Genomic DNA, 26601 nt, shown 5'->3' with positions numbered 1-26601 from the left:
GTGTCCTAGGCGACGAAGGGGACGCGGGCACGGACCATCAGGGCGGCGCGCTTGTCGGGCAGGTCGAGTTCGGTGTCCAGCCGGAATCCGGCCCGTTCGAAGGCCCGGACGGAGCGCCGGTTGCGGACGTCCGGTTCGGCGACGACCCGTTCGCAGCGGGGCCGTTGCCGCAGGATCCGCTCGGCGAGGGCGGCCAGCAGGACGGCGCCGAGGCCCCGGCCGCGGCTCTCGGCGGGGCCGAGCAGGAGGTGGACGCCGGTGTCGTGCGGCCGGGCCGGGTAGTGCCGGGCGAGCGGGTCGAGGTCGGCGCGGTAGACCTCCCAGTAGCTCGTCGGGGCGCCGTCGAGCAGGCCGAGGCAGGGCACGCTGCGGCCGTCGCCGTCGAGTTGGGCCCGGAGGTGCCGTTCGGTGGCGTCGGGCGGCCCGGCGAGCTGCCAGAACGCGGCGATCTCGGGATCGTTCATCCACCCGGCGAGCAGGCCCAGGTCGGCGGGCAGCCGGACCGGGCTGAGCCGGAACTCGCCGGCCGGGGTGGGGATCGCGCCCCATCCCGGCGGGTCGTCGAGCAGGCTCATGCGCCCGCCAGCGGGTTGGGGATGTCCACGTAGACGGACTGGGTGGCGACCGGGCCGACCAGTTCGTCCAGGCCGTTGATCCGGGTGAGCAGGTTGGCCTTGCACGGCAGGGTGGGCGCGTCGAGCAGCAGCCCGGGCAGCGCCGAGCCGGTGGCGGCGGCCCGCGGGCCGGCCAGGAAGCGGCGCAGCCCGGCCAGCAGCACGGTCTCGTCGGCGAGCCCCTGGCTGCCGAAGGCGCCGACCAGGCCGAGGACGTGGTTGATGCCGAGGTAGTAGGCGAAGTGGTGGTCGATCACCTCGTCGGGCAGGAAGGTGTCGCTGTGCTCGCCGAGCCCGGGCAGCCGCGCGGTGAGCCGGTCGGCGGCGCTCTCCCGGTAGTAGTAGCCCTGGTTGTCGCGGTAGCGGCCTCCGCTGGGCCAGCCGTCGGCGTCGAGCAGGACGAGGCTGTTCTGCTGGTGCGCCTCCAGGGCGATGCCGGCCGTGCCGTCCAGCCAGAGGACGGGCAGCACGACGGCGTCCAGGTAGCGCAGGAACCATTCGGCGGCGACGGTCCGCAGCGGACGGCCGCAGCGGACGGCGAGCGCCCGCAGGGTGTCGCCGAGCCGGGACGGCACGGTGTCGCCGGTGCCGAGCGGCTGTTCGGCGACCAGCCCGGCGACGCACAGCGCGCGGTCGGCGGGGGCGAAGGGCTGGGCACGCAGCACGGTGTCCAGGCCGCCCGGGTCACCGAGGGCGGGGTGGTCGACGCCGATCCAGGCCGGGTCGCGGACGATGTCGAAGCCGGGGTGGGCGCGGTGCCATTCGGCGGCCAGGCCGCTCTCCAGCAGCCGGTGCACCTCCAGGCCGCGGTGGAGTTCCTTGCGCAGGTTCTCCCGGCGGGAGTTGGTGATCCGCAGGCCGAGCGAGAGCTTGAGCATCCAGGGGGTGCCGGGGCGGTAGACGGTGCGCACCGAGGAGGTGGGGTGCCAGGGTTCGCCGGCCGGGCCGAGGTCGTGCAGCAGCCCGTCGGCGAGCAGGGCGGCGACGGCCGGGCGGTGGGCGAGTTCGCGGGCCTGCCAGGGGTGCAGCGGCAGGGCGGCGGTGCCGGGCGGCAGGGCGGCATGGTCCCCGAGCAGGTCCGCGGTGATCCGGTCGGCGCTCTCGGTGAGGGCGGAGCCGGCGGCGAGCAGGTCGCGGTGGACCGCGTACCAGTGGAGTTGGAAGGAGCCGTGCAGTTCGGGCGAGTAGGCGGCGCTCTGGGCCGGGCCGAGGCCGTCGCGGCTCTTCGGGGTGGGGTGCAGCGGGTGGCCGAGCAGCAGGGACTGTTCGGCGGCGAGGAAGTGCGAGCGTTCGGGGCCGCCGGCGGGGGCGGCGGTGCGGCGGTGGGCGAGGATGTCGGCGGTGCGGACGACCGAGTCGGCGACCCGGGCGGCGAGGTCGGCGACCTGCCCGGGGTCGGGGCGGTCGGCGGCCGCGGCGGCGAGCAGCGCGGCGGTGGTGACGGCGTCCACGGGGGCGTCGGCGGTGCCCTCCCCGGCGGAGAGGACGGCGGGGCCGAACCGGTGCCAGCCGCCGGGCGACCAGTAGCGGACGGGGGCGGAGAGCCGGGCGGCGCCACCGAGGACGGCGATCCGCAGCCGACCGTCGGGGCCGGGGCGGGCGCCGGTCTCGCGTGTCCAGCAGCGCAGCAGGGCTTCCAGTGCGGCCTGTTCGGCGGCGACGGCGGGGTCCGGGTGCAGCAGCGGATCGGGCTCGGCCGGCCGGTCCGCGGGCAGCAGCGGGGCGGGCGGGGCTCCGGTGAGGGCGGTGCTCAAGGCTGCTCCTTGGGGCGCGTGGGGGTGCGGACGCACGGGTGGTGGAGAGGATCGGCGGGCGCTCGCACCGTCGCGTCAGGTAAGGGTTACCTATCCCTGACGGGTGATCACAAGGTTGACTCACTCGTCCGGGTGAAGATCGGGGATTGTCCGCGTCCGGCGCGCGGGGCCCTGCTGGGCCGACGGGCCGTCGGCGGCCACGTCACGGATCGGTGACCTCCGGTCGGGGCCGCAACCCGGGGGGCGACCGCCGCCGTCCTGGTGACCGGTGGAAGACTCCACAGCGGCGAGTCGCCGCACGACAGCCCGATCGAGCACAGGGGGAAGCGCACACATGCCATCGATCCACCGGTCAGCCATGGCCGTCGCCCTCGTCACGGGGGCGCTGCTCGCGGCGAGCGCCTGCGGGCCGGACGGCCCGGCGGGCGACGGGGGCGGCAGCGCCGCGCCGCCGCCCGCGTCCGGCACCGCCGCCCCGGGGGGCGGCGTGATCGGCGGGATCACCCTCCCGTCGGGCATCCCGACCAGTCTGCTGGAGGGCCTGCCGAAGTCCTGGGACGACCTGAAGAAGTGGAAGTTCGAGGACTGGGACTCGTGGGCGTCCAAGCACGTCTTCAACAACCCGGTGGTGAAGGACTTCTGGAACCCGGACAAGATGGGCGACTCCAAGCCCGCCGATCCGGCTCCGCCCACCGCCAAGCCGGCCGCCGACAACGGCGTGACGGACCCGGACCCGCCGGTGGTCAAGGCCGTGCCGGTGCCCCGCCCGTACACCAAGCAGCCGTCCGGGAAGGTGTTCTTCAGTGCCCAGGGCGGCCGGGGCAACTGCTCGGCGACGGTGATCACCGACCCGCAGCACCCGGGCAGGAGCAATCTGGTCTGGACGGCCGGCCACTGCGTGCACGCGGGCAAGGGCGGCGACTTCTTCAAGGACCTGGTCTTCGTTCCCGCCTACAACAACTCGGGCGCCTCCAGCGGCGGCAAGAAGGCCCCGCTGTCCGAACTGGCCCCGCTGGGCACCTGGTGGGCCGACCTGGTCACCACCTCGCCGCAGTGGATGGTCGAGGGCGGCGGCACCGGTGACGCCGCGAACCAGTACGACTTCGCCGTCATGCGGGTGCACAACCAGAACGACTCCGGCAAGTCGCTGGAGGAGACGGTCGGTTCGGCCGTCCCGGTCTGGTTCGACGCCCCGCGCGACAAGGTGTCCGTCGCGGCGGTCGGCTACCCGCTCTACAAGCCGTTCGACGGCCAGGAGCTGTACAGGTGCGACGGCGGCAAGCCGACCCGGCTGTCGTTCGACGCCAAGCGCCCGTCGATGCTCACCATCGGCTGCAACATGACCCAGGGCTCCAGCGGCGGCGGCTGGTTCGCCACCATGCCGGACGGGAAGACCGCCCTGGTCAGCAACACGTCCATCGGCACCGAGGACCACACCTCGCTGAGCGGCCCGTACCTGGAGACGGTCGCCAAGCAGGCGCTGGACTGGATCTCCAAGAAGCCGTAGGCCCTTTCCGGTCGGACCGGACCAAGCCGTACGGGCGGCGGAGGCCGCCCCCGGGGGACGATGCAGCATGCCGAAGCACACCGGCCGCGGACCGCGGCGCCGATCCGGACCGACCGGCGCCGCGGTGCTCGCCGTGCTCGCGCTCGCCGCGACCGCCTGCGGGCCGGACGACTCCGGCGCCGCGGCGGCCGCGCCACCGCCCGCCCTCCCCACCTCGGCGCCCACCAGCCTGGGCGACCTGACGGGCTGGAAGGTGGAGGACTGGGCCCGGTTCGTCTCCGGCAGCGGCTTCGCCAACGAGGTGGCCCCGGGCTTCTGGTCGACCACCCGGATGGCCGCCGCCAAGGGCCGGCCCACCCCGGAGTACCCGCTCACCGCCGCACCGGACGGCGGCCGGCCGGACGCCCCGCCCGCGGCCGTCGCGGCCACGCCGCAGCCGCACCCGTACGGCCCGGCCACCGCCGTGGTCGGCCGGCTCTTCGTCACCACGCCCCAGGGCGACGCGGTCTGCTCCGCGACGGTGGTCTCCGACCCGGCCAACCCGGGCCGCAGCAACCTCGTCTACACCGCCGCGCACTGCCTGCACGACGGCAAGGGTGGCGGCTGGCTGCGGAACATCACCTTCGTGCCCGGCTTCAACCGGGACGGCCAGGCGGCCCGCGGCAAACCGCTCACCGAGCAGCAGGCGGCCCCGTACGGCCGGTGGGTGGCGGTGCGCGCGCTGGTGTCGCCGACCTGGCTCGGGGAGGGCGGCGTCGGCGCCCACCACCAGTACGACTACGGGATCATCCGGGTGCGCGGCGAGGGCGGCTCCGGCGCGTCGCTGGAGGAGGCGGTCGGCGGCTCGGTCCCGGTCTGGTTCAACGCCCCGCGCGAGCAGATCGGCTCGGCGACCGCGTACGGCTACCCGACCGATCGGCCGTCCGACGGCCTGGAGCTCTCCCGCTGCGAGTCCCCGGTCCCGCCGGCCAGGCTCTCCCCCGACCGGAGCCGCCCGCCGATGTACGTCACCGGCTGCACCGTGACCGGCGGCTCCAGCGGCGGCGGCTGGTTCATCACCAAGGACGGCAAGCCCAACCTGATCAGCGTCACCGCGATCGGCAGCCGCAACCCGCCCGGGTACCTGGCCGGCCCGTCGCTCCAGGACCAGGCGAAGCAGGCCTTCGACTACTTCGCCAAGAACGTGAAGTAGCCCGCACGCCCGCACGCTCGGACGCCCGGACAAGCCCCCGCACGGCCCCCGCACGCTCGCGCACGCGAAGGGCCCCCGCACGTTCGCGCGATGCCCAACGGCATCACGGTCGCGTCCGGGGGCCCTTCGTCGGCCCGTCGCCTCAGACCTGCAGCGCCACCGCGTAGCGCTCCAGCTCGGCGGCCAGCTCGGCCGGCACCTTGGCGTGCAGCAGCGTGCCCTCGCCGGTGTGCTCGGTGCCGAGCAGCTCGCCCTCGGCGTGCACCCGGGAGACCAGCCCGCCCTGGGTGTAGGGCACCAGGGCCCGCACCTCGATCGCCGGGCGCGGCAGCTCGTCGTCGATGAGCTTCAGCAGCTCCTCGATGCCCTCGCCGCTGCGGGCCGACACCACGATGGCGTGCGGCTCGCGGAGCAGCAGGCGCTGCAGCACGTGCGGGTCGGCGGCGTCCGCCTTGTTGATCACCACGATCTCCGGCACGTTCTGCGCGTCGACCGAGACGATGACCTCGCGGACGGCGGCCAGCTGCGTCTCCGGCTCGGGGTGCGAGCCGTCGACCACGTGCAGGATGAGGTCCGCGTCGGCGACCTCCTCCATGGTCGAGCGGAAGGCCTCGACCAGGTGGTGCGGCAGGTGCCGGACGAAGCCGACGGTGTCGGCCAGGGTGTAGAGCCGCCCGCTCGGGGTCTGGGCCCGGCGGACGGTCGGGTCCAGGGTGGCGAACAGGGAGTTCTCCACCAGGACGCCCGCCCCGGTGAGCCGGTTGAGCAGGGACGACTTGCCGGCGTTGGTGTACCCGGCGATGGCCACCGACGGCACCTGGTGGCGCTTGCGCTCCTGGCGCTTGGTGTCGCGGCCCTTCTTCATCTCGGCGATCTCGCGGCGGAGCTTCGCCATCTTCTCGCGGATCCGGCGCCGGTCGGTCTCGATCTTGGTCTCACCGGGACCACGGGTCGCCATGCCGCCGCCGGACGAGGCGGAGCCGCCACCACCCATCTGCCGGGACAGCGACTGACCCCAGCCGCGCAGGCGCGGCAGCATGTACTGCATCTGCGCGAGCGAGACCTGCGCCTTGCCCTCCCGGGACTTGGCGTGCTGGGCGAAGATGTCCAGGATCAGGGCCGTCCGGTCGACGACCTTGACCTTGACCACGTCCTCCAGGTGGATCAGCTGGCCGGGGGTGAGCTCACCGTCGCAGACCACGGTGTCGGCGCCGGTGGCCGCCACGATGTCGCGCAGTTCCTTCGCCTTGCCGGAGCCGATGTAGGTGGCCGCGTCGGGCTTGTCGCGGCGCTGGATCACGCCGTCCAGCACCTGGGAGCCGGCCGTCTCGGCGAGGGCGGCGAGCTCGGCCATCGAGTTCTCCGCCTCCTCCAGGGTGCCGTCCGTCCAGACGCCGACGAGCACCACGCGCTCCAGGCGGAGCTGGCGGTACTCGACCTCGGTGACGTCTTCGAGTTCGGTGGAGAGGCCGGCGACGCGGCGCAGGGCGGCACGCTCGCTGCGGTCGTACTGGTCGCCGTCGTAGTGGTGGCCGCGGTCCTCGTCGATGGCCGCGAGGTCCTCGTCCATGAGGGCTTCCGCCCGCAGACCGTTCAGGCGGCGCGGGGCGTCGGCGTGGTCGCGGGTGTCGGACGTGGAGGTCATTCTGTCCTTTGGTCGCTGGTGCGGATGGCCTGTGGGGACCGCCCTGTGCGGTCCCACCCGGAGTCTGCCCAGCTGCCGCCCCGGTTACCGCCGGGCGAGGTGAGCTACCCCTCAGGTCCTCGGGTGCCATCGGGGCTCCTGTGCCCTGAGAACGCCGTGGACCGGCCGTGAATTCCCCATGATGGTCCCACGCCCGGCGCGGACCGGTCATCCCCATTTTCCCCGGAGTGGCGGGCCCCGCCGGTGTCCGGGGCCTGCGGCCGGCTGACGTCGTACACCCCGGAGACCTTGAGCATCGCCCGCATCAGCGCGGGCAGCGCGGCCGGCTCGGGCAGTTCGACGGTGTAGGTGTGCCGGACCCGCAGCTCCTGCGGCGGTTCGACCTCGGCCGAGACGATGCCGACGTCCTCGGCGGAGATGGCCGCGGTGAGGTCGGCGAGCAGCCGGGGCCGGTTGAGCGCCTCGGCCCGCAGGGTGGCCCGGTGGCCGGCCGCCGGGGTTCCCTCCGGCCGCCAGCGGACCTCCAGCTCGGCGCGCCCGGCCGCGCGCATCCGCTCCCCGGCCGGGCAGCCGGTGCGGTGCACGGCGACGGCTCCGCCGCGGATCGGGTAGCCGGCCACCTCGTCCGGCGGCACGGGCGTGCAGCAGCGGGCCAGCCGGACCGGCGCCCCGGGCCGGCCGGCCACCGCGACCGGGGCCGGCCGGCGCTCGGTGGTGCGGTGCGCGGGCGGGACGGGCTGGCCGCTGGAGGGGCCGGTGCGCACCGCCGGGAGCCGGGCCGGGTGGTCGGCGAGCCAGCGTTCGATGGCCAGCCGGGCGGCCGGGGTCCGGGCGTGCGCGAGCCACTCGGGCGCGGGCCCGGAGGGTTCGGCGGGGCGCGGCCCGTCCTCGGTGAGCACGGTTCCGGTGGGCACGGCCTCGGTGAGCACGGCGAGCAGGTCGCCGTCCTGCAAGACGGTGGAGAGCGCGGTGAGCCGGCCGTTGACCCGGGCTCCGATACACCGGTGGCCGGTCTCCTCGCCGAGCAGGTAGGCGGCGTCCACGCAGGTGGCGCCGGCCCTCAGCTGAAGCGTTTCGCCGCTCTCCGTCACGACGGTGATCTCGCGGTCGCCGGCCAGGTCGGCGGTGAGCGCGGACCAGAAGGCGTCCGGGTCGGGCGTCTCCTGCTGCCACTCCAGCAGCCGGCTGAGCCAGCCGGGCCGGGCCGGGTCGGTGCGGTCGAGTTCGTCGGCGTCCTGGACGGCGCCGGCCGGCTCCGGGTCGCCGAGCGCGACCACCCCGGTCTCGGCGACCTCGTGCATCCGCCGGGTGCGCACCAGCACCTCGACGACCGTGCCGCCGCTGAGCGCCACGGCGGTGTGCAGCGACTGGTAGAGGTTGAACTTGGGGGCGGCGACGAAGTCCTTGAACTCGCCGGGCAGCGGCGTCCAGCAGGTGTGCAGCTCGCCGAGCACGGCGTAGCAGTCGGCGTTCTCCTCGACGACCACCAGCAGCCGCCCGAAGTCGGCGGGCTGCGGCCCCTGCGGCCGCCCGTCCGGGCCGGGCGCGGCGGCCCGCTTGAGCAGCACCCGGTGCAGCGACACGCAGTGCCGGGGCCGGACGGTGACCTCGGCGGCCACCCCGGTCTCGGACAGCTGGCGGGCCAGCAGCCGGGCGAAGGGGGCCAGCAGGGTGTCCGGCTCGCCCTCGTGACCGGCCATCAGGGCCCGGGTGCGGGCGTGCTCCTCGGGGTGCAGGGTGGCGAAGACGATGTCCTCCAGCTCCGCCTTGAGCACCTGGATGCCGAGCCGTTCGGCCAGCGGGATCAGCACGTCCCGGGTGACCTTGGCGATCCGCACCTGGCTGGCCGGTTTCATGTGCCGGATGGTGCGCATGTTGTGCAGCCGGTCGGCGAGCTTGATCACCATCACCCGGACGTCGTCGCCGGTGGCGACCAGCATCTTGCGGAAGGTCTCGGCCTCGGCGGCGGCGCCGAAGTCGACCTTCTCCAGTTTCGTCACCCCGTCGACCAGGTAGGCAACTTCGGGCCCGAAGCCGGCACTCACCTGATCGAGCGTCAATTCGGTGTCCTCGACGGTGTCGTGGAGCAGCGAGGCGACCAAGGTGGTTGTCCCGGCGCCGAGTTGGGCCAGGATCATGGTGACGGCGAGCGGGTGGGTGATGTACGGCCCGCCGCTCTTGCGCTTCTGGCCCCGGTGGCTGGCCTCGGCGAGCCGGTAGGCCCGGGCGAGCAGGCCGAGGTCGGCCTGCGGATGGTGCTCGCGGTGGACTCGGACGAGCGGTTCGAGGGCGTCCGGGACGGGCGGCCGGCCGGTGGCCAGCAGGGCGGCCCGCCCGGCCCGGCCGAGCGCGGCCCGGCCGAGCTCCCCCAAGGGCCGCCTGGCCCCGGCTTGCCGTGCGGACGTCGGCTGCCCCGTCAGGGACTGCCCGGCTTCGATGGTCATCGGCGCACCTCCGGCAGCGATCACCGGCCGCCACCCCGCCGAGGGGCGCCTTCCCGGTGGTCCATGCTACCGAGCAGAGCACGTTCCGCGATGCCTTGCTTCCCGTCCGCGACACGCGTCACTCGAACGGGCGGATTCACCGCCGCGCGAAATGGGCAAACCGGGCCGTCAGCTGTCCGAGCCGCGCCCCAGGCGTGTCAGACCCGCCCCAGTTCGGCCCACCAGCGGGCGTCGATCTCGCCGGCGGCCACGATGACCGCCGGGCCGGTCTTCTCGATCCGGCCGTCCGGGTGCTCGGTGATGACCAGTCGGCCGCCCGGCACGTCCACGGTGTAGGTGGCCGGCTCGCCGGTGACCGCCGGGTCGACGCCGTCCCGGCGGATGGCGGCCACCGCGACGGCGCAGGTGCCGGTCCCGCAGGAGCGGGTCTCGCCGGAGCCGCGCTCGTACACCCGCATGGCGACGTGCCGCGGCCCGCGGTCCACCACGAACTCGACGTTCACGCCTTCCGGGTAGGCCCCTTCGGGGCTGGTCAGCGGCGCGGACAGCAGGTCCCCGGCGTGGTCGAGGCTGTCCACGAAGGCCACCGCGTGCGGATTACCCATGTTGACGTTCAGCGCGGGCCAGCGCCGCGCGCCGACCGCGACCTCGACGCCGTCCGGCCCGGGCAGCCGGGCCCGGCCCATGTCGACGGTGACCTCGCCGGGCGTCCCGTCCCCGGCGTCCTCGGCGACCCGCACCGTCCGCACCCCGGCGCGGGTGGCGACCGCGAACTCGCCGGGCTCGGCCAGGCCGGCCTCGACCAGGTAGCGGGCGAAGACCCGCACGCCGTTGCCGCACATCTCGGCGATGCTGCCGTCGGAGTTGCGGTAGTCCATGAACCACTCGGCCCGGTCGGCCTGGTCCGCGGCGGCCGGCTCGGCGGCGGAGCGCACCACGCGCAGCAGCCCGTCCCCGCCGATGCCGGCCCGCCGGTCGCACAGCGCGGCGACGGCCGCGGGGCCGATCTCCAGCGCGCCGTCCGGGTCCGGGACGATGACGAAGTCGTTCTGGGTGCCGTGCCCCTTGAAGAAGGGGACGCCGACCGGCTGCGGGGAGGATGCGCTCACCCTCCCGATGGTACTGAACGGGCGCACCGGCCACCCGGGCGGTCCGACCGGTGGATCGGCGCGGGGCAGCAGGGGGGGCGACACCGGCAGCCCACGGATCAGCGCAGGTAGGCGACCCGCCAGACGGCCAGCGCACAGGCCACCAGCGCGATCAGGGTGTAGAGCGCGATCGCCTTCCAGCCGGCCCGCTGCCCGGAGCCGCGGCGCGGCAGGCCCGGCCACTTGTACCCGGCGTGCCGGGCGGCCATCGCCCCCCAGCCGACCGAGGCGGCGGTGAGCAGCAGCCCGAGCATGCCGACCATGGTGGCGCGCGCGCCGGCCGAGCCGAAGGCGAGCGGGAAGGCGAACATCAGCGAGCCGAGGATGCCCAGCAGGGCGATCGGCAGGGTCTGCCACCAGCGGAGCCGGCGCAGCGGTCGGATCTCCCGCTCGTGCACCGCGCCCGCCGGGGTGCGGGTGTCCAGGGCCGGCAGTGCGACCGCGTAGGAGGTGGGCGCCTCCAGGCCGGTCAGCACGGGGAGGTCACCCATCGTCGACTCGTCGGCCGGTGCGGTGACACTCCCGCTCTGGCCGGGTTCGGGGCCGGTACCCGTCGACACGCGGCCTCCCCTGACAGTTCGACACGAGCGGACTCGCGGTCGGGCACGGTCGGCCCGCGCGGCCGACCCCTACGCCTTCGATGATGGCATGTCCAGACGGGCGTTCCGGGCCTGACCGGCGTCGACGGGTGATCCGTGGCCATCACGTGATCGGGCCGTGACCGCCGGTTCGTCCTGCACGGCCACCTGCGCGCGCAGGTGCACCGCCGGATTGGCCGGAACCCGCCTACCCGGCCGGACGCTCCTGACGGTCGATCAGCTCCAGGGAGCGTTCCAGCAGCTCGACGGGGTCGGTGCCGGCCGGCCGGGACAGCCAGTTGATCCGGCCGTCGCGGCGGAACCAGGACTCCTGACGGCGGGCGAAGCGCTTGGTGGCCCGGACGGTCTCCGCCCGTGCCTCGTCCTCGGTGCACTCGCCGGCGAAGTGGTCCAGCACCTGCTGGTAGCCGAGCGCCCGGGAGGCCGTCCGCCCCTCCCGCAGCCCGACCCGCTCCAGCGCGCGCACCTCGTCCAGCAGTCCGGCCCGCCACATCAGGTCGACCCTCAGCGTGATCCGCTCGTCCAGTTCGGGGCGCGGCACCGCGACCCCGATCTGCACCGCGTCGTAGACGGCGGTGTTGCCGGGCAGGTTCGCGGTGAACGGCTGCCCGGTGATCTCGATGACCTCCAGCGCGCGGACGATCCGCCGCCCGTTGCCGGTCAGGATCGCCTCCGCGGCCGCCGGGTCCAGCTCGGCCAGCCGCCGGTGCAGCGCGAGCGGGCCGGCCTCCTCCAGCTCGGCCTCCAGCCGGGCCCGGACCGCCGGGTCGGTGCCGGGGAACTCCATCTCGTCGATCGCCGCCCGGACGTACAGCCCGGAGCCGCCGACCAGGACGGGCGTGCGCCCGGCCGCGAGCAGCCGGTCGATCTCGGCCCGGGCCAGCCGCTGGTACTCGGCGACGCTGGCGGCCTCGGTGACGTCCCAGACGTCCAGCAGGTGGTGCGGCACGCCGCCGCGCTCGGCGGGGGTGAGCTTGGCGGTGCCGATGTCCATGCCCCGGTACAGCTGCATCGAGTCGGTGTTGATCACCTCGCCGCCGAGGCTGCGGGCGATGGCGACGGCCAGGTCGGACTTGCCGGCGGCGGTCGCGCCGACGATGCAGACCACTCGGGGCTGGGCGGCGCGGGACTGGTCGGTACGGGAGCTGCTCACCGCTCCAGTCTCGCAAAACCGCCGCCGCACCGGTGACCGGGCTGCCCGTCGGCCCCGACTGCGCGACGATGTGACTGTGTCCAGCCGTCTCCGGCCATCTCCGCCGTTTCCGCAGTTGAGCCGGTTTGCGAACGGTTCGGCGGTGACGGACGTTGGGCAGGAGACAGGGACGAAAGGGTGAGATCGCCATGGGTCTGATGGACAACCTCAAGGGCAAGGCCGAAGAGCTCAAGGGCAAGGCCAGTGAGCTCGCCGGCAAGCACAGCGAGCAGATCGAGCACGCGGTGGACAAGGCCGGCGGCGCGATCGACAAGGCGACCAAGGGCAAGTACAGCGAGAAGATCGAGCACGGCGCCAGCAAGGCCAAGGGCGCGGTGGACGACTTCGCCCACAAGCCGAAGCCGGGCGAGGAGGGGCCGGCCGGCGGCAACGGCCAGGCGCCGCGGGCCTGACGCCCCGCGCTCCGATCAGCTCCAGGACGCCACGACGTAGCCGACCCCGTACGGGGCGTCCTGGTAGCCGAGCCGCGCGGTGAGGCCGGCGCCCTCCGCGGCGCCGGCCAGCACCTGCCAGGGCGCCCGGCCCTCGGCCTTGAGCTCGGCGGCCAGCCCGGCGTCCAAAGCGGCGAGCGCGGGCAGGTCGGCTGAGCCCAGCGCGGCGGCCAGGGCGGCGTCGAAGCCCTCGGCGCGCTCGTCCAGGTAGCCGGGCGCCTTCACCGAGCGGCAGGCGCTGCCGTCGCCCACCACCAGCAGGCCGACCCGGTCGGCCAGCTGGGCCAGGCCCTGGCCGAGCCCGAGCATCCGGTCGGCGGGCGCGTCGGCGGGCACCGCGCAGGCGTGCGTCGGCAGCGTCACCCCGGCGCGCTCCAGCAGCCAGGCGCCGACCGTCAGCGAGGGCGCCAGCTCCGGCCCCTCGACCCGGCCGCCGGGCAGCTTGGCGACCAGCGGCACCCCGTAGCGGTGGAAGGAGCCGGCCCCGCCCTCGGTCCACACCTCGGCCTCCGGGCCGGCGCCGACCACCACGACCAGCTGCGGTCCGGCCGCGATCAGCGCCGCGAGGGCCTCGTCGCAGGCGGCCCGCAGCGGGTCCAGTTCGGCGGCCGCCCCGGCGGCGACCTCGGGGACGAGCAGCGGCGGACAGGGGCACACGGCGGCGGCTACCAGCATGCGGATCACTCTAGCCAAACGGCGACGGCGGCCCGGCCGGACTCGAAGTCCCGCCGGGCCGCCGGTGGAGGAGCGGGCCGCCGTTCGAGGAGCGGGACCCGTTCGAGGAGCGGGCCGTCAGTCGCCGCAGCAGGCCCCGCCCGCCGGAGCGGCCAGGGGCAGCGCGGCCGGGGCACCGATGCCCGGCAGGCCGAGCATCACCCCGGCCGGCTTGGCCGCGGGCTTGGCCTGGCGCTTCTCCCAGGCGTCGCCGGCCCGGGTGCGGCGCACCGCGAGCGACGGGCCCTCGGCGAGCAGGTGGTGCGGGGCGGCGTAGGTGATCTCGACGGTCACCAGGTCGCCCGGGCGCACCGGCTCCGTCGGCCTGGTGAAGTGCACCAGCCGGTTGTCGGGGGCGCGGCCGGAGAGCCGGTCGGTCTTGTCGTCCTTCTTGCCCTCGCCCTCGGCGACCAGGATCTCCAGGGTGCGGCCGACCTGCTTCTTGTTCTCCTCCCAGGAGATCTCCTCCTGGAGGGCGATCAGCCGGTCGTAGCGGGCCTGCACGACGGCCTTCGGCACCTGGTCCGCCATCTCGGCGGCCGGGGTGCCGGGGCGCTTGGAGTACTGGAAGGTGAAGGCGTTGGTGAAGCGGGCCTCGCGGACGGTGTGCATCGTCTGCTCGAAGTCCTCCTCGGTCTCGCCGGGGAAGCCCACGATGATGTCGGTGGAGATGGCCGCGTCCGGCATCGCCTCGCGGACCTTCCGGATGATCCCGAGGAAGCGCTCCTGGCGGTAGGAGCGGCGCATCGCCTTGAGGACGGTGTCGGAGCCGGACTGCAGCGGCATGTGCAGCTGGTGCATCACGTTCGGCGTCTCGGCCATCGCGGCGATCACGTCGTCGGTGAAGTCGCGCGGGTGCGGCGAGGTGAAGCGGATCCGCTCCAGGCCCTCGATCTGGCCGGCGGCGCGCAGCAGCTTGGAGAAGGCCTCGCGGTCGCCCAGGTCGGAGCCGTAGGCGTTGACGTTCTGGCCGAGCAGGGTCACCTCGATGACGCCCTCGTCCACCAGCGCCTCGATCTCGGCGAGGACGTCGCCGGGGCGGCGGTCCTCCTCCTTGCCGCGCAGCGCGGGGACGATGCAGAAGGTGCAGGTGTTGTTGCAGCCGACGGAGATGGCGACCCACGCGGCGTACGCGGACTCGCGGCGGGTCGGCAGGGTGGAGGGGAAGGTCTCCAGCGACTCCAGGATCTCGACCTGGGCCTTGCGCTCGACCGCGGCCCGCTCCAGCAGCGCCGGCAGGTGGCCGATGTTGTGGGTGCCGAACACCACGTCGACCCAGGGGGCCTTGCGGACGATGGTGTCGCGGTCCTTCTGGGCGAGGCAGCCGCCGACGGCGATCTGCATGCCCTTGTGGCGGCTCTTGACCGGCGCCAGCTGCCCGAGGTTGCCGTACAGCTTGTTGTCGGCGTTCTCCCGCACCGCGCAGGTGTTGAACACGACCAGGTCCGGGTCGCCGTCCTGCCCGGCCTTGACGTAACCCGCGTCCTCCAGCAGGCCGGACAGCCGCTCGGAGTCGTGGACGTTCATCTGGCAGCCGTACGTGACGACCTTGTAGCTCTTCAATCCGCTCTCACCGCTCACCAGACCAGGGTACGGGCAGCCGCGAAGCGCTTTTCCCCCACCGTTTCCCCTCCCGTTCCGGCGGAGCGCCTGGCAGTATCCCTGCATGACCCCCACCACCCCGTCCCGTCTCGGCGCCGCCGTCCGCACCGCGGCCCGCAGCCCGCTGTGGCGGACGGTGCTGGTGCTGGTGCTGCTGGTCGCGGGGCTGGGCGGCTGGTGGCTGTCGGCGGGCCGCTCGCCCGGCTACCCGCGCGGCGAGACGCGCTTCGCGACCGGCGTGCAGCGCGGTGTCTACGACCGGTACGGGCAGCTGCTGGAGGCCCACGTCGCCAAGGCCATGCCGGGGGTGCGGCTGGCCCTGGACAACACCGAGGGCTCGATCGACAACCTGGCCCGGGTGACCAGCGGCCAGGACGACTTCGCGATCGCCACCGCCGACGCCGTCGCCGACTACCAGGGCCCGGGCAAGGACCGGCTGCGGGCGATCGCACGGCTGTACGACGACTACCTCCAGCTGATCGTCCCGTCCTCCTCGACGGTGCACCGCACGGCCGACCTCAAGGGGCTGCGGGTCGGCGTGGGCCTGCCGCAGTCCGGGGTGAACCTGGTGACCAGGCGGCTGCTGGCCGCGGCCGGCCTGGACCCGGACCACGACATCGTCCCGGTGTCGGCGGGCGTCGGGGACGCCGCCGACCAGCTGCGGGAGAACAAGCTCGACGCCTTCTTCTGGTCCGGCGGGCTGCCGACCAGCGCCCTCACCGACCTGTCCGACCACATGCGGATGCGGGTCGTGCCGCTGGGGGACCTCGCCGGGGCCATCCACAAGATGGAGGGCGGCGGCACCGACGCCTACCGGGCGGCCACCATGCCCAAGGGCACCTACCCGAACGCCGACCCCAAGGACGCCGTCTCCACCGTGGCCGTGCCCAACCTGCTGATCACCCGGGACGACGTGGACCCGGGCCTGGTCGAGGGCATGACCCGGGCGGTGATCGACAGCCGCGACCAGATCGGCGCTCAGGTGCACGCCGCCCAGCTGGTCGACCTGCGCACCGCCGTCTACACCGACCCGCTCCCGCTGCACGAGGGCGCGGCCCGCTACTACCGCTCGGTGAAGCCCTGAAGGTGGAGCCCTGAAGGTGGAGCCCTGAAGGTGAAGCCCTGAAGCCCGGAAGCCCTGACGCCGCACGGGCGCCGTGGGCCCGTACGGGCTACCGCTTCTCCGGCCGCGGCACCGCCAGCGTCACCGCGAGCCCGGTCGGCTGGACCGGGGCGAAGGCGAGCGAACCGCCGCCCGCCGCCAGCAGGGTGCGGGCGATCGACAGGCCGAGCCCGGAGCCGTCCACGTTCTGGTGCCGCGGGCTGCGCCAGAAGCGGTCCCCGGCGCGGGGCAGCTCGTCCTCGGCGAGGCCGGGCCCGGCGTCCGTGACGGTCACCGCGACCTCGTCCCGGCGCACCGAGACCCTCAGCCGCACCCCGCTGCCGGCCGGGCCGAACTTGAGCGCGTTGTCCAGCACGGCGTCCAGGGCGGAGCCGAAGCCGATCGGGTCCGCCATGCCGACGGCGAGCGCCGGGCCCTCCCAGCGCAGCTCGATCCCGCGCTGCTCGGCGACCGGCCGCCAGGCGTCGACCCGGGCCAGGGTGAGCGCGGCGAGATCGGTCTGCTCGGGTTCGGGGCGGGCGTGCTCGGCGGTGGCCAGGCCCAGCAGGTCGTCCAGCACCCGGGCCAGCCGGACGCCCTCCTCCCGGACGCCGCCGAGCTCCTCCTCGTGCCCCTCGGGCAGTTCCAGGCCGAGCACCTCGACCCGCAGCAGCAGGGCCGCCAGCGGGTTGCGCAGCTGGTGCGAGGCGTCCGCGACGAAGGCCTTCTGCTGGTCCATGGCGAGCACCACGTGGTCGGCCATCTCGTTGAACGAGCGGGCCAGCCGCTGCAGCTCGGGCGGGCCGCCGCCGGGCGCGACCCGGGCGGCCATCCGGCCGGTGGCGATGTCGTGGGTGGCCCGGTCGAGGGTGCGGACCGGGCGCAGCACCCACTCGGTGAGCCGACCGGCCAGCAGCACCGCGACGATCATCGCGGCGGCCTCGCCGGCGCCGATCACCAGCCAGCTGTGCAGGATCCGGGTGCGCAGCGCCCCGGTGGGGGACTCGCTGAGCACCACCGCGACCACGTCGCCGTCGCGCACCACCGGGGTGGCGACGGTCAGGGTGCGGTCGTCGGTCCACGGCCAGACCTGGGGCGGGTTGTGGCTGCGCCGCCCGTCCAGCGCCTCCTGGAAGGCCTGCGCGCCCCAGCCCCCGGGGGGCACCCGCCAGTCGGCGGGGGCGGCGGCGATCGGCACGCCGTCGCGCTGGAAGATGCCCAGCCGCACGCCGTACAGGTCGTGGTAGCGGCGGACCTCGGCGTCGATCGCGTGCCGGCGGCTGACGTCGCCGGGGGCGGGCTCCGGGTCGCCCTTGAGCGCGGACTCCACCGCCGAGGGGCCGGAGGTGGGCAGGTCCTGGGCGAAGCGGGCGGCGTCGTCGAGCCGGTCGACGACCACCTTGCTCTGCTCGGCCGCCGCGACCGCCGCCGCGAGCGGCAGCCCCAGGGCGGCCAGGACGCAGAGCATGAGGGCGATCAGGATGCCGAGCAGGCGGGTGCGCACGTGCGGTCAGCGCTCCGCGGGGGCGGGCGGGGCCGGGTCCGCGGCGGGCGCCGGGGACTCCGGGATCAGGCGGTAGCCGACGCCGCGGACGGCCTCGACCAGGCCGGGCAGCGCGAGCTTGTTGCGCAGCGAGCCGATGTGCACCTCCAGGGTGCGCCCGTTGCCCTCCCAGCCGCTGCGCCAGACCTCGCTGAAGATCTGCTCGCGCCGGTAGACCACGCCGGGGCTCTGGGCGAGCAGGGCGAGCAGGTCGAACTCCTTGCGGGTGAGCGGCACGTCCCGGCCGTCCACGCTGACCCGGCGGCGCTCCCGGTCGATCCGGATGCCGCGGGACTCCAGCGGGCCGCGCTGCTGCGGGACGGCGTCGGGCGCGGGCACCGCCACCGAGGCGGGGGCGGCGCCGCGGCGGGCCACCGCGTGGATGCGGGCGAGCAGCTCGCCCATGTCGTAGGGCTTGGTGACGTAGTCGTCGGCGCCCAGGTTGAGGCCGTGGATCCGGGAGCGGATGTCGGCGCGGGCGGTGACCATGATCACCGGGACGCCGCTGCCGGCCCTGATCCGGCTGCACACCTCGAAGCCGTCGCGGTCGGGCAGCCCGAGGTCGAGCAGCACCACCCGGTACGGGTCGTTCCCGTCCGGCACCAGGGCGTCCAGCGCCTCGTGCCCGCTGCGGGCGTGCCGGACCTGGAAGCCGTGCCGGCCCAGTACCACGACCAGCGCGGCGGCCACGCGTTCGTCGTCCTCGACGAGCAGCAGTCGCATCCTGTTCTCCTCCTTCCCCCACCTGATCACCGGGACCGCCCGGTCGGGCCCCGGTCCTGCGCAGTATGAGCCAGTGGGCGGCCCGGCGCCAGGCTCGGTCGCCCGACGGCTGCCACGGGGCGGGGCGCGCCGGCGCGGACGCCCGCTTTCACATGCCCCGTTGGCGACCCGGCGAACAGCCCGCGAGCAGCGTGTGGCCGTTTCGTGATCCTCAAGTTCCGCTCAGATCGGCTGACGGCACGTCGTCATCACTCCTATGGTCGGCCCACCGGGGGCTGCGGCTCCGCCGGTCGCGGCTCCCGGATTTCGTACCACCATTGCCGCCCAAGGGAGTTCAGACTTTCACGGGCCGACACGAGGGAGCAGGCGCGATGGCCGAGAATCCGGTCGAGGACTCCACCCCTGCAGCCGCCCCCCTGGTCGTGCTGAGCAGCGTGAACAAGCACTACGGAGCGCTGCACGTCCTCCAGGACATCGACCTGAAGATCGTCCAGGGCGAGGTCGTGGTCCTGATCGGGCCGTCCGGCTCCGGCAAGTCGACGCTCTGCCGGACGATCAACCGGCTGGAGACCATCGACTCCGGCACGATCACCATCGACGGCCGCCCGCTGCCCGCCGAGGGCAAGGAGCTGGCCCGGCTGCGCGCCGAGGTCGGCATGGTGTTCCAGAGCTTCAACCTGTTCGCGCACAAGACGGTGCTGGAGAACGTCGTCATCGGCCAGGTCAAGGTGCGCGGGATCGCCCGGGCGCAGGCCGAGAAGACCGCCCGCGAACTGCTGGAGCGGGTCGGTGTCGGCGCACAGGCGGACAAGTTCCCCGCCCAGCTCTCCGGCGGCCAGCAGCAGCGCGTGGCGATCGCCCGGGCGCTGGCGATGAAGCCCAAGGTGATGCTCTTCGACGAGCCCACCTCGGCCCTCGACCCGGAGATGGTCAACGAGGTGCTGGAGGTCATGCGCCAGCTGGCCGCCGACGGCATGACGATGGTCGTGGTCACCCACGAGATGGGTTTCGCCCGCTCCGCCGCCAACCGCGTGCTGTTCATGGCCGACGGCCGGATCGTCGAGCAGAACACCCCGGACGCCTTCTTCACCGCGCCGCGTTCCGACCGTGCCAAGGACTTCCTCTCGAAGATCCTCCACCACTGACGCTTCGAGACCACGCGGGACCGCCGCCGGCAAGGACGCCGGGCGGCCCTGCCCGCGCACGCACCTTCCAGACGCCAGAGCCCGGTTAGCCGTGGCCCAGCTCCCAGGAGAACAACCCTCATGAGGACTCGTCGCACCCTCGCCGTCGCGCTCTGTGCCGTCGCGCTCACCGCCACCGCCGCCTGTGGCAAGGACGGCACCCCCGGCGCCACCGCCGCGAGCAGCGGCAACGCCCCGGCGCTGCCCACCTACACGGTCAAGACCGACGTCAAGATCGACTCGGCGATCCTCGCCGAGGCGAAGAAGCGCGGTCAGCTGATCATCGGCGCCAAGGCCGACCAGCCGTTCCTGGGCTTCGAGGACGTCGCCAGCGGCGACCGCAGCGGCTTCGACATCGAGATCGCCAAGATGATCGCCGCCGACCTCGGCTTCAGCCCGCAGCAGATCAAGTGGCAGACGCTGGTCTCCTCGCAGCGCGAGCCGGCCATCGCCAAGGGCCAGATCGACTTCTACGTCGGCACCTACAGCATCAACGACGAGCGCAAGAAGACGGTCTCCTTCGCCGGCCCGTACTACATCGCCGGCCAGGACTTCCTGGTGAAGGCCGACAACACCTCGATCACCGGCCCGGAGAGCGTCGGCGGCAAGAACATCTGCACCGCCACCGGCTCCACCTCGATCAAGAACATCCAGCAGTACAACCCGAAGATCACGCAGTTCGACACCTACTCGGCCTGCGTCGAGAAGCTGCTGTCCGGCGAGGTCGACGCGGTCACCACCGACGACGCGATCCTCAAGGGCTACGCCTCCAAGTACGCCCCCAAGCTCAAGGTGGTCGGCAAGCCGTTCACCAAGGAGAACTACGGCGTCGGTCTCAACAAGGACGACGCGGTCCTGCGCAACGCCATCAGCGACGCGCTCAAGGCCCACGAGGACAACGGCGACTGGAAGAAGGCCTACGACGCGACCCTGGGCGCGTCCGGCTCCGCCGCGCCGGCCGTGCCGGCCCTCGAACGCTACTGATCCGGTCCACGCCCGACCATCCGTCCTGACCATCTGATGAGAGGAGGGCCGCCGGATGGGGTTCCTGTTCGAGCAGGACAACTTCGCGTTGTTCCGCGACGGCTTCCTGCAGACGATCGAGCTGAGCGCGCTCAGCGCCCTGCTCGCCCTGCTGCTGGGCACCCTGCTGGCGGCCTTCCGGGTCTCCCCGGTGCCGGTCCTGCGTGCCTTCGGCACCGCCTGGGTCACGCTGTTCCGCAACACCCCGCTGACCCTGCTGTTCTTCGCCGTCACCTTCGGCCTGCCGCCGCTCGGGGTGCACTTCGGCCACCTCACCTTCGCGGTGCTGGCGCTCGGCGGCTACACCGCCTCGTTCGTCTGCGAGGTGATCCGCTCGGGCATCAACACCGTGCCGCTCGGCCAGGCCGAGGCGGCCCGCAGCCTCGGCATGAGCTTCGGCCAGACCCTCACCCTGGTCATCCTGCCGCAGGCCACCCGGACCGTCCTGGCCCCGCTGAGCAGCGTGTTCATCGCGCTGCCGAGGAACTCGGCGATCGCCGGCGCGTTCAGCGTCAGCGAGCTGTACAGCGTGCAGCAGACCCTCTCCGAGCGCGGCTACGCGATCTTCGGGATCTTCTTCTGGGTGGCCTGTGCCTACCTGGTGATCAGTGCCACGGTCGCCACGCTGTTCCGCGTCCTGGAATCCCGACTGGCGGTGGCCCGATGAGCAACCTCTTCACCCGCACCCCCACGGCCAGCGTCCTCTACGACGCCCCCGGCCCGCGGGCCCGCACCCGGTACCGGCTGTTCGGGGTGCTGGCGCTGATCGGTGTCGCCGCCCTGCTCTGGTACGTCTTCGCCGCGCTCTCCGACAACGGCCAGTTCGACCCGCAGATGTGGGACGCGTTCCAGTACAACACCGTCCAGCAGCGCATCGTGGACGGCCTGCTCTCCACCCTGGAGGCCTTCGGCCTGGCCGCACTGTTCTCGCTCGCCCTGGGCGGCCTGCTCGCCGCCGGGCAGCTCTCCGACCACAAGCCGGTCCGCTGGGCGGCCGTCGGCTTCGTCCAGTTCTTCCGGGCGATGCCACTGCTGATCCTGATCGTCGCGCTCTACTACGCGTTCTTCGCGAAGGAGCCGATGTGGGCGCTGGTGCTCGGCCTCACCCTCTACAACGGCTCGGTGCAGGCCGAGATCATCCGCAGCGGCGTCAACGCCGTCCCGCGCGGCCAGGCCGAGGCGGCCTACGCGCTCGGCATGCGCAAGACCCAGGTGATGGCCGGCATCCTGGTGCCGCAGGCGATCCGCTCGATGCTGCCCTCGATGATCGGCCAGCTGGTCGTCACCCTGAAGGACACCTCGCTCGGCTTCGTCATCACCTTCCACGAGCTGCTGTTCGTCGGCAAGGCGATCGCCAGCCAGCCGATCAACGCCGCGGGCTTCCCCTACATCCCCGTGGTGCTGGTGATCGGTCCGATCTACATCGCCATGTGCCTGCTGCTGACCGCCCTCGCCCGGTGGATCGAAGCGCGCGGCCGTCGCGGCGCGAACCGGCGCACTTCAGCTGCTGCTTGACGCACACGCAGGTGAACTGTTGCATTGCTCTTCGTGACACCTCCCGGGAGCATCCACGCGGCATATGCGGCAGCGGTAACTGACGCCGGCCCATCGGCCGGTTCGTGCCCGGAGGTCACCACATGGACCCGGTGATCGTGGTCGGGGCCGGACCGGTCGGTCTGGCCCTGGCCCTCGCCCTCGCCCGGCACGAGGTGCCGACCATCGTCCTGGACGAGGGCTCCGGGCTCTGCCCCGAGGGCCCGCGCAGCGTCGTCCTCGGGGCCGACACCGCCGCCTTCCTCACCCGGATCGGCTACCCGCGGGCCGTCTCGGACTCCGCCCTCTGGGACTCCTTCACCGTCTGGCGCCGCCGCCAGGAGGTGCTGCGGATCGACCTCACCGACTCCCCCGCCTTCCACCTGCCCCAGCACCGCCTCCAGCGCGGCCTGCGCGACGCCCTCACCGGCACCCCGCTGGTCCGGCTGGTCCCGCTGAGCCGGGTCGTCGAACTGGAACAGGACCGCGACGGCGTCAGCGTCCGCACCCACGGCACCCAGGACGGCTCCAGCACCTGGTGGCGCGGCAGCCACCTGGTCGGCTGCGACGGCGCCAGATCCGCCGTCCGCAAGCTCCTGAAGATCCGCTTCCCCGGCCGCCCCGCCGTCGACCGCAACGCCATCGCCACCGTCCGGGTCGACCTGCCCTTCCACGAGGCCCGGCTGCACCGCGAGCCCCCGTGGCGCGGCGACCGCGAGGCCTCCGCACGCCCGCTGCCGGACGGCGTCTGGCGGCTCGACTGGCGGCTGCCCCCCGGGCGGCCCGCCCCCACCGAAACCGTCGACCCGCACGCCACCTGGCCCGGCGTCGTCACCGGCGACACCCTGCTCACCCGGGTCACCGCCACCCTCACCGGCTGGTGCGGCGAACTCCCCCGCTTCGACCTGCTCGCCGCCGCCGACCACACCGCCCAGCAGCGCCTCGCCGCCCGGTTCCGCAGCGGCCGCTGCTTCCTCGCCGGCGACGCCGCCCACCTGCACGGCGCGCTCGGCATGCAGAACCTGGCCGACGGGCTGCGCGACGCCGACAACCTCGCCTGGCGGCTCTCCCTCGCCTGGCACCTCCACTCCGGCGGCCCACAACCCGGAGGCTCCCTGCTGGACGGCTACGAGGCCGAACGGCGCGGCGCGGTCGGCGCCCGGCTGCGCGCCGTCGACCAGTCCATGCCGCTGCTACGCCCGCTGCGCGGCTGGCAGCAGACCCGGCGCTCGCTGCTGGTCGGCGGCTTCCGCAAGCACGCACCGCTGCTCGCCGACGGACAGCTCGGCACCGGCCGCTTCGGCGGCGCGCCCGCCTACCCGGCCGCGCCCTCGGGCGTCCCCGGCCGGGTGCCGGTCCAGCGCGGCGCCCGCGGCACCACCTCGCTCAGCGAACTGCTGCCGGCCACTGCCCCCGGCGTGCTCGTCCCGGACCTGCCGGTGCTCGCCGCCGACGGCACCCCGGACCACCTGCACGCCCGGCTCGGCGTCACCTTCCTGCTGCTGCTGGTCGCCCCCGGCACCGCCGTCTGGTCCGCCGAGCACTGGCTGGGCGCCGGCCTGATGCCCCGGCTCGCCGAGGTCGCCGCCGCGCTGCCGGTGCCCGCCGAAGTGCTGGTCACCGAGGAGTACCCGGAGGCCGGGCCGCACACCGTGCTGCTGATCCGGCCGGACGGGCACCTGGTCGGCGCCACCCAGGGCGCCGCCGCCGAAGACCTGCTGGCGCTCGCCGACCGCGCCCGGGGCGGGCCGGCCCCGCTCGCCGGCGCACCCGAAGCCGAGCCCGACCAGGACCCCGCGCCGGAGCCCGCCGTCCGCCAGGCGCCCCGGCAGGTGGACTCACCCCGCGCGTAGGGCCCTGGCGCGCGCCCCGGGCGTGCGCCGGACAGGGCCTGGCAGGGCCGGGCAGGGCCTAACTCGCCACCGCGATGGCCCGGCTCTCCCGGACCACCGTCACCCGGATCTGGCCGGGATAGGTCAGCTCCTCGGCGACCTGCCGGGCGACCTCGCGGGCGATCAGCTGCGCCCCGAGGTCGTCCACCTCCTCCGGCCGCACCATCACCCGTACCTCGCGCCCCGCCTGCATCGCATACACCTCGGCCACGCCCTCGTGCGCGCGGGCGATCTCCTCCAGCCGCGCCAGCCGCCGCACGTACACCTCCAGCGACTCCTTGCGCGCCCCGGGCCGCCCGCCCGAACAGGCGTCCGCGGCCTGCGTGAGCACGGCCTCCACGGTGCGCGGCTCCACCTCGCCGTGGTGCGCGGCGATCGCGTGCACCACCTCCGGGGACTCCCCGTGCCGGCGGGCGAAGTCCGCGCCGACCGCCGCGTGGCTGCCCTCGACCTCGTGGGTGAGCGCCTTGCCGATGTCGTGCAGCAGTGCCGACCGCCGTACCGGCTCCGGGGCCACCCCGAGCTCGGCGGCCATCATCCCGGCCAGGTGCGCGGACTCCAGCAGGTGCCCGAGCACGTTCTGCCCGTACGAGACCCGGTAGCGCAGACTGCCCAGGGTGCGGACGAGTTCGGGGTGCATCCCGCCGACCCGGGCGTCCAGCAGGGCGTCCTCACCGGCCCGGACGCAGCACTGCTCGACCTCCTCGCGGCTGCGCTCGTGGACGTGCTCGATCCGGGTCGGGTGGATCCGGCCGTCCTCGACCAGTTGTTCCAGGGTGAGCCGGGCGGTCTCCCGGCGGACCGGGTCGAAGCAGGAGAGCTGCACCGTCGCGGGGGTGTCGTCGATGATCAGGTTGACGCCGGTGACCGCCTCGAAGGCACGGATGTTGCGGCCTTCGCGGCCGATGATCCGGCCCTTCATGTCCTCGCTCGGCAGCCGGAAGACGGTGACCGCCGTCTCGGCGGTCTGCACCGTCGCCAGCCGCTGGATCGCCCCGGCGAGGATGCCCCGGGCCCGGCGCTCGCCCTCCTCCCTGGCCTCGCGCTCGAGCTCCCGGACCGTGACCGCGGCCTCCCGCCGGGCCGTGGTCGCGGCCTCGCGCAGGAGTTCGGCGCGGGCCTGCTCGGCGGAGAGTCCGCCGGCCCGCTCCAGCACCGCCACCCGGCGGGTCACCAGCGCCTCGGCCTCGCCCCGGGCGCGCTCCAGCTCGGCGGAGCGCGCGGCGAGTTCGTCCTCCCTGGTCCGGACCCGGCGCAGCTCCTCGGCCAACTGCTCCTCACGCCGGTCGAGTTCGGCCCGCTGCCGGGAGGTCTGCTGCTCGGCCCAGCCGCGAACGCGCTCGGCCTCGACGCCGGCGCGCCGCTGGGCGGCCCGGAGCCGCTTGGCCAGCAACCCGACCAGGACGGCGAGGAGCAGCAGGACGGCGCCGGCCGACCCGGCGAGGAGCAGCAGGGAGGCGTCCGATCCGGTGCCCGCAGAGATCCTCATGCCGCCCACTCCCCGTCACCGCTGTCCGCCGCCCGGCGTGGACCGCCGTCCGGAAGCGCCCCCGCACTGAGTGCGAGGCTAGGCGCGGGTCACGAAACGGTCAAGACTCGACCTGGACTGGACCAAGAAGCGTACGCAATAGCTACCGGACGGCCACTAGTCCCTCCCGGTTCCCGACGGTTCGCCCGGCTCCTCCTCGTCCAGCGCGCTCCGCACCACCCGGAACGCCAGCCCCTCGGAGTAGCCGCGCCGGGCCAGCACGCCGACCAGCCGCCGTATCCGGACCTGCGGGTCCAGCCCCCGGGTGGACCGCAGCTTGCGGTCCACCAGCGCCCGGGCGGCCTCGGTCTCGTCGTCGTGGTCGAGCTGGGCGACGGCCTGTTCGACCAGGTCCGCGGTCACGCCCTTGGTGCGCAGTTCCTGGGCCAGCGCCCGCCGGGACAGCCCCCGGACGGCGTGCCGGGACTCCACCCAGGCCGCGGCGAAGGCCGCGTCGTCGATCAGCCCGACCTCTTCGAGCCGGGTGAGCACCTCGTCGGCGACGTCGTCCGGGATCTCCCGCTTGCGCAGGGCGTCGGCGAGCTGTTTGCGGCTCTTGGCGGCGCCGGTGAGCAGCCGCAGGCAGATGTCGCGGGCACGGCCCTCGGGATCGGCCGTCTCCTCGGCCCCGGCCCGCTTCCGCGCGGTTCGGCCGGTACGGGCGGAGGGGTCTCGCTCGTCACCCGGAGCGCCCGCCTCGTCCGAGGCGTGCCCGGCGGAGCGCCCGGCCGCAGTGCGCCGCCCACGACGCGCCCCGGCACCGGTGCGCGGGGCCGGGGCGGTCACACCCCCGTGACCGACCGCCCCGGCCTCGCCCCGGCCGCTGCCCGCCGTCGCGGAGCCGGCCTCGTCGAACTCCTCGGCCGCCAGTGCCGATCGCCGCCTGCGGCGGCCGGTGGGCAGTTCGGAGGCGGAGACGAGCCCGAGCTCGTCCACCGTCGGCTCCGCCGGAGCCGGCCCGGGCGCCGCGCCGCGCACCGCCCGGGCCGGCGCCCGGTCGAACTCCGGCTCCGGACCGGATGCCCACTGTGCGGCGGAGGACCGCTCCCGCCGCCGCCCCTTCCGGGACTGCGACCGCGCCCGGGGCGTCGCCTCGAACGGCGGCTCCGGCTCCCCCGCCACGGCGGCGAACCAGTCCGGCGGCCCGTAGTCGTCGCCGTCCGGACCCGCCGGTCCGCCCTCACCCACTGCGTCGTGCTGCGTCAACGGT

22 protein-coding genes are annotated in these 26601 nt (G+C 74.2%); 9 read left to right on the top strand and 13 right to left on the bottom strand.

All coding sequences use genetic code 11. The features are described from left to right. Positions 1 to 5: 5 nt before the first annotated feature. Both AC07BF_RS23340 and AC07BF_RS23335 read right to left on the bottom strand, forming a co-directional pair. Positions 6 to 575, bottom strand: a complete 570-nt coding sequence (locus tag AC07BF_RS23340) for a GNAT family N-acetyltransferase (RefSeq protein WP_478333873.1) — start codon at positions 573 to 575, stop codon at positions 6 to 8. Continuing rightward, a complete protein-coding gene (locus AC07BF_RS23335; RefSeq protein WP_363630351.1) occupies positions 572 to 2368 on the bottom strand; it encodes an IucA/IucC family protein in 1797 nt (598 codons plus the stop codon). Before AC07BF_RS23335 ends, AC07BF_RS23340 begins: the two co-directional genes overlap by 4 nt. A 334-nt stretch (positions 2369 to 2702) precedes the next feature. Here AC07BF_RS23335 and AC07BF_RS23330 point away from each other — a divergent pair, with 334 nt between their 5' ends. Together AC07BF_RS23330 and AC07BF_RS23325 are read left to right on the top strand one after the other, a co-directional pair. Then, a complete protein-coding gene (locus AC07BF_RS23330) occupies positions 2703 to 3875 on the top strand; it encodes a trypsin-like serine peptidase (RefSeq protein WP_363584561.1) in 1173 nt (390 codons plus the stop codon). A gap of 67 nt (positions 3876 to 3942) precedes the next feature. Continuing rightward, positions 3943 to 5067, top strand: coding sequence for a trypsin-like serine peptidase (locus AC07BF_RS23325; protein WP_478333872.1), 1125 nt, complete (start codon positions 3943 to 3945; stop codon positions 5065 to 5067). A 142-nt stretch (positions 5068 to 5209) separates the two neighbouring features. On the opposite strand, the gene hflX is transcribed toward AC07BF_RS23325, so the two are convergent. The 5 genes from hflX to miaA all read right to left on the bottom strand — a co-directional run bounded on the left by hflX (position 5210) and on the right by miaA (position 12056). Then, complete coding sequence (gene hflX, locus AC07BF_RS23320; RefSeq protein WP_363584565.1) at positions 5210 to 6712, bottom strand: GTPase HflX; 1503 nt, start codon at positions 6710 to 6712, stop codon at positions 5210 to 5212. Between the two features lie 104 nt (positions 6713 to 6816). Beyond that, positions 6817 to 9156 carry a RelA/SpoT family protein gene (locus tag AC07BF_RS23315; protein WP_363584567.1) on the bottom strand — a complete coding sequence of 780 codons (2340 nt, stop codon included), beginning with the start codon at positions 9154 to 9156 and terminating at the stop codon, positions 6817 to 6819. Positions 9157 to 9353: 197 nt separating this feature from the next. Continuing rightward, on the bottom strand, positions 9354 to 10265 hold the full coding sequence (dapF, locus tag AC07BF_RS23310; RefSeq protein ID WP_363584569.1) for a diaminopimelate epimerase: 912 nt from the start codon (positions 10263 to 10265) through the stop codon (positions 9354 to 9356). Positions 10266 to 10363: 98 nt separating this feature from the next. Continuing rightward, a complete protein-coding gene (locus AC07BF_RS23305; protein WP_363374361.1) occupies positions 10364 to 10864 on the bottom strand; it encodes a hypothetical protein in 501 nt (166 codons plus the stop codon). 226 nt (positions 10865 to 11090) lie between these two features. Continuing rightward, positions 11091 to 12056, bottom strand: coding sequence for a tRNA (adenosine(37)-N6)-dimethylallyltransferase MiaA (gene miaA, locus AC07BF_RS23300; RefSeq protein ID WP_363584571.1), 966 nt, complete (start codon positions 12054 to 12056; stop codon positions 11091 to 11093). 188 nt (positions 12057 to 12244) lie between these two features. Between miaA and AC07BF_RS23295 the strand changes: the two genes are divergently transcribed. Next, entirely contained in the window at positions 12245 to 12508 is a 264-nt protein-coding gene (locus AC07BF_RS23295) for an antitoxin (RefSeq protein ID WP_363584573.1), read from the top strand. 15 nt (positions 12509 to 12523) lie between these two features. Here AC07BF_RS23295 and AC07BF_RS23290 read toward each other — a convergent pair whose 3' ends face one another. Beyond that, positions 12524 to 13222, bottom strand: a complete 699-nt coding sequence (locus tag AC07BF_RS23290) for a class III extradiol dioxygenase subunit B-like domain-containing protein (RefSeq protein WP_363584575.1) — start codon at positions 13220 to 13222, stop codon at positions 12524 to 12526. A gap of 117 nt (positions 13223 to 13339) precedes the next feature. Then, positions 13340 to 14842, bottom strand: a complete 1503-nt coding sequence (gene miaB, locus AC07BF_RS23285; protein WP_363584577.1) for a tRNA (N6-isopentenyl adenosine(37)-C2)-methylthiotransferase MiaB — start codon at positions 14840 to 14842, stop codon at positions 13340 to 13342. Positions 14843 to 14927: 85 nt separating this feature from the next. Between miaB and AC07BF_RS23280 the strand changes: the two genes are divergently transcribed. Continuing rightward, on the top strand, positions 14928 to 15947 hold the full coding sequence (locus AC07BF_RS23280; protein ID WP_363584579.1) for a TAXI family TRAP transporter solute-binding subunit: 1020 nt from the start codon (positions 14928 to 14930) through the stop codon (positions 15945 to 15947). 88 nt (positions 15948 to 16035) lie between these two features. Here AC07BF_RS23280 and AC07BF_RS23275 read toward each other — a convergent pair whose 3' ends face one another. Further along, a complete protein-coding gene (locus AC07BF_RS23275) occupies positions 16036 to 17469 on the bottom strand; it encodes a sensor histidine kinase (RefSeq protein WP_363630357.1) in 1434 nt (477 codons plus the stop codon). A 6-nt stretch (positions 17470 to 17475) separates the two neighbouring features. Continuing rightward, entirely contained in the window at positions 17476 to 18231 is a 756-nt protein-coding gene (locus tag AC07BF_RS23270; RefSeq protein WP_478333871.1) for a response regulator transcription factor, read from the bottom strand. A 371-nt stretch (positions 18232 to 18602) separates the two neighbouring features. Between AC07BF_RS23270 and AC07BF_RS23265 the strand changes: the two genes are divergently transcribed. From AC07BF_RS23265 to AC07BF_RS23245, 5 genes are all read left to right on the top strand, one after another. Beyond that, on the top strand, positions 18603 to 19376 hold the full coding sequence (locus tag AC07BF_RS23265; protein WP_363584583.1) for an amino acid ABC transporter ATP-binding protein: 774 nt from the start codon (positions 18603 to 18605) through the stop codon (positions 19374 to 19376). 120 nt (positions 19377 to 19496) lie between these two features. Beyond that, entirely contained in the window at positions 19497 to 20399 is a 903-nt protein-coding gene (locus tag AC07BF_RS23260; RefSeq protein WP_363623184.1) for a glutamate ABC transporter substrate-binding protein, read from the top strand. 55 nt (positions 20400 to 20454) lie between these two features. Beyond that, positions 20455 to 21105, top strand: a complete 651-nt coding sequence (locus AC07BF_RS23255; RefSeq protein WP_363623182.1) for an amino acid ABC transporter permease — start codon at positions 20455 to 20457, stop codon at positions 21103 to 21105. Next, complete coding sequence (locus AC07BF_RS23250; protein ID WP_363584589.1) at positions 21102 to 21953, top strand: amino acid ABC transporter permease; 852 nt, start codon at positions 21102 to 21104, stop codon at positions 21951 to 21953. The genes AC07BF_RS23255 and AC07BF_RS23250 overlap by 4 nt, the downstream gene beginning before the upstream one ends. A gap of 122 nt (positions 21954 to 22075) precedes the next feature. Continuing rightward, entirely contained in the window at positions 22076 to 23824 is a 1749-nt protein-coding gene (locus AC07BF_RS23245; protein ID WP_363584591.1) for an FAD-dependent monooxygenase, read from the top strand. Between the two features lie 58 nt (positions 23825 to 23882). Here the strand turns inward: AC07BF_RS23245 and rny are convergent, their stop codons facing one another. Together rny and recX are read right to left on the bottom strand one after the other, a co-directional pair. Then, positions 23883 to 25352 carry a ribonuclease Y gene (rny, locus tag AC07BF_RS23240; protein ID WP_363630359.1) on the bottom strand — a complete coding sequence of 490 codons (1470 nt, stop codon included), beginning with the start codon at positions 25350 to 25352 and terminating at the stop codon, positions 23883 to 23885. 156 nt (positions 25353 to 25508) lie between these two features. Beyond that, positions 25509 to 26597 carry a recombination regulator RecX gene (recX, locus tag AC07BF_RS23235; protein ID WP_400808578.1) on the bottom strand — a complete coding sequence of 363 codons (1089 nt, stop codon included), beginning with the start codon at positions 26595 to 26597 and terminating at the stop codon, positions 25509 to 25511. Positions 26598 to 26601 lie beyond the last annotated feature (4 nt).

The organism is Kitasatospora sp. NPDC043950, assembly GCF_056435345.1.
The sequence above is the reverse complement of the archived record's forward strand: the minus strand, read 5'-3'. Positions and strand labels throughout refer to the sequence as shown.

Bases quoted from the DNA above. Each gene is read 5' to 3' on its own strand.
- AC07BF_RS23340 (WP_478333873.1), bottom strand. From the start codon at position 575: ATGAGCCTGCTCGACGACCCGCCGGGATGGGGCGCGATCCCCACCCCG.
- AC07BF_RS23330 (WP_363584561.1), top strand. From the start codon at position 2,703: ATGCCATCGATCCACCGGTCAGCCATGGCCGTCGCCCTCGTCACGGGG.
- AC07BF_RS23325 (WP_478333872.1), top strand. From the start codon at position 3,943: ATGCCGAAGCACACCGGCCGCGGACCGCGGCGCCGATCCGGACCGACC.
- hflX (WP_363584565.1), bottom strand. From the start codon at position 6,712: ATGACCTCCACGTCCGACACCCGCGACCACGCCGACGCCCCGCGCCGC.
- AC07BF_RS23315 (WP_363584567.1), bottom strand. From the start codon at position 9,156: ATGACCATCGAAGCCGGGCAGTCCCTGACGGGGCAGCCGACGTCCGCA.
- AC07BF_RS23295 (WP_363584573.1), top strand. From the start codon at position 12,245: ATGGGTCTGATGGACAACCTCAAGGGCAAGGCCGAAGAGCTCAAGGGC.
- AC07BF_RS23290 (WP_363584575.1), bottom strand. From the start codon at position 13,222: ATGCTGGTAGCCGCCGCCGTGTGCCCCTGTCCGCCGCTGCTCGTCCCC.
- AC07BF_RS23280 (WP_363584579.1), top strand. From the start codon at position 14,928: ATGACCCCCACCACCCCGTCCCGTCTCGGCGCCGCCGTCCGCACCGCG.
- AC07BF_RS23270 (WP_478333871.1), bottom strand. From the start codon at position 18,231: ATGCGACTGCTGCTCGTCGAGGACGACGAACGCGTGGCCGCCGCGCTG.
- AC07BF_RS23265 (WP_363584583.1), top strand. From the start codon at position 18,603: ATGGCCGAGAATCCGGTCGAGGACTCCACCCCTGCAGCCGCCCCCCTG.
- AC07BF_RS23260 (WP_363623184.1), top strand. From the start codon at position 19,497: ATGAGGACTCGTCGCACCCTCGCCGTCGCGCTCTGTGCCGTCGCGCTC.
- AC07BF_RS23255 (WP_363623182.1), top strand. From the start codon at position 20,455: ATGGGGTTCCTGTTCGAGCAGGACAACTTCGCGTTGTTCCGCGACGGC.
- AC07BF_RS23250 (WP_363584589.1), top strand. From the start codon at position 21,102: ATGAGCAACCTCTTCACCCGCACCCCCACGGCCAGCGTCCTCTACGAC.
- AC07BF_RS23245 (WP_363584591.1), top strand. From the start codon at position 22,076: ATGGACCCGGTGATCGTGGTCGGGGCCGGACCGGTCGGTCTGGCCCTG.
- rny (WP_363630359.1), bottom strand. From the start codon at position 25,352: ATGAGGATCTCTGCGGGCACCGGATCGGACGCCTCCCTGCTGCTCCTC.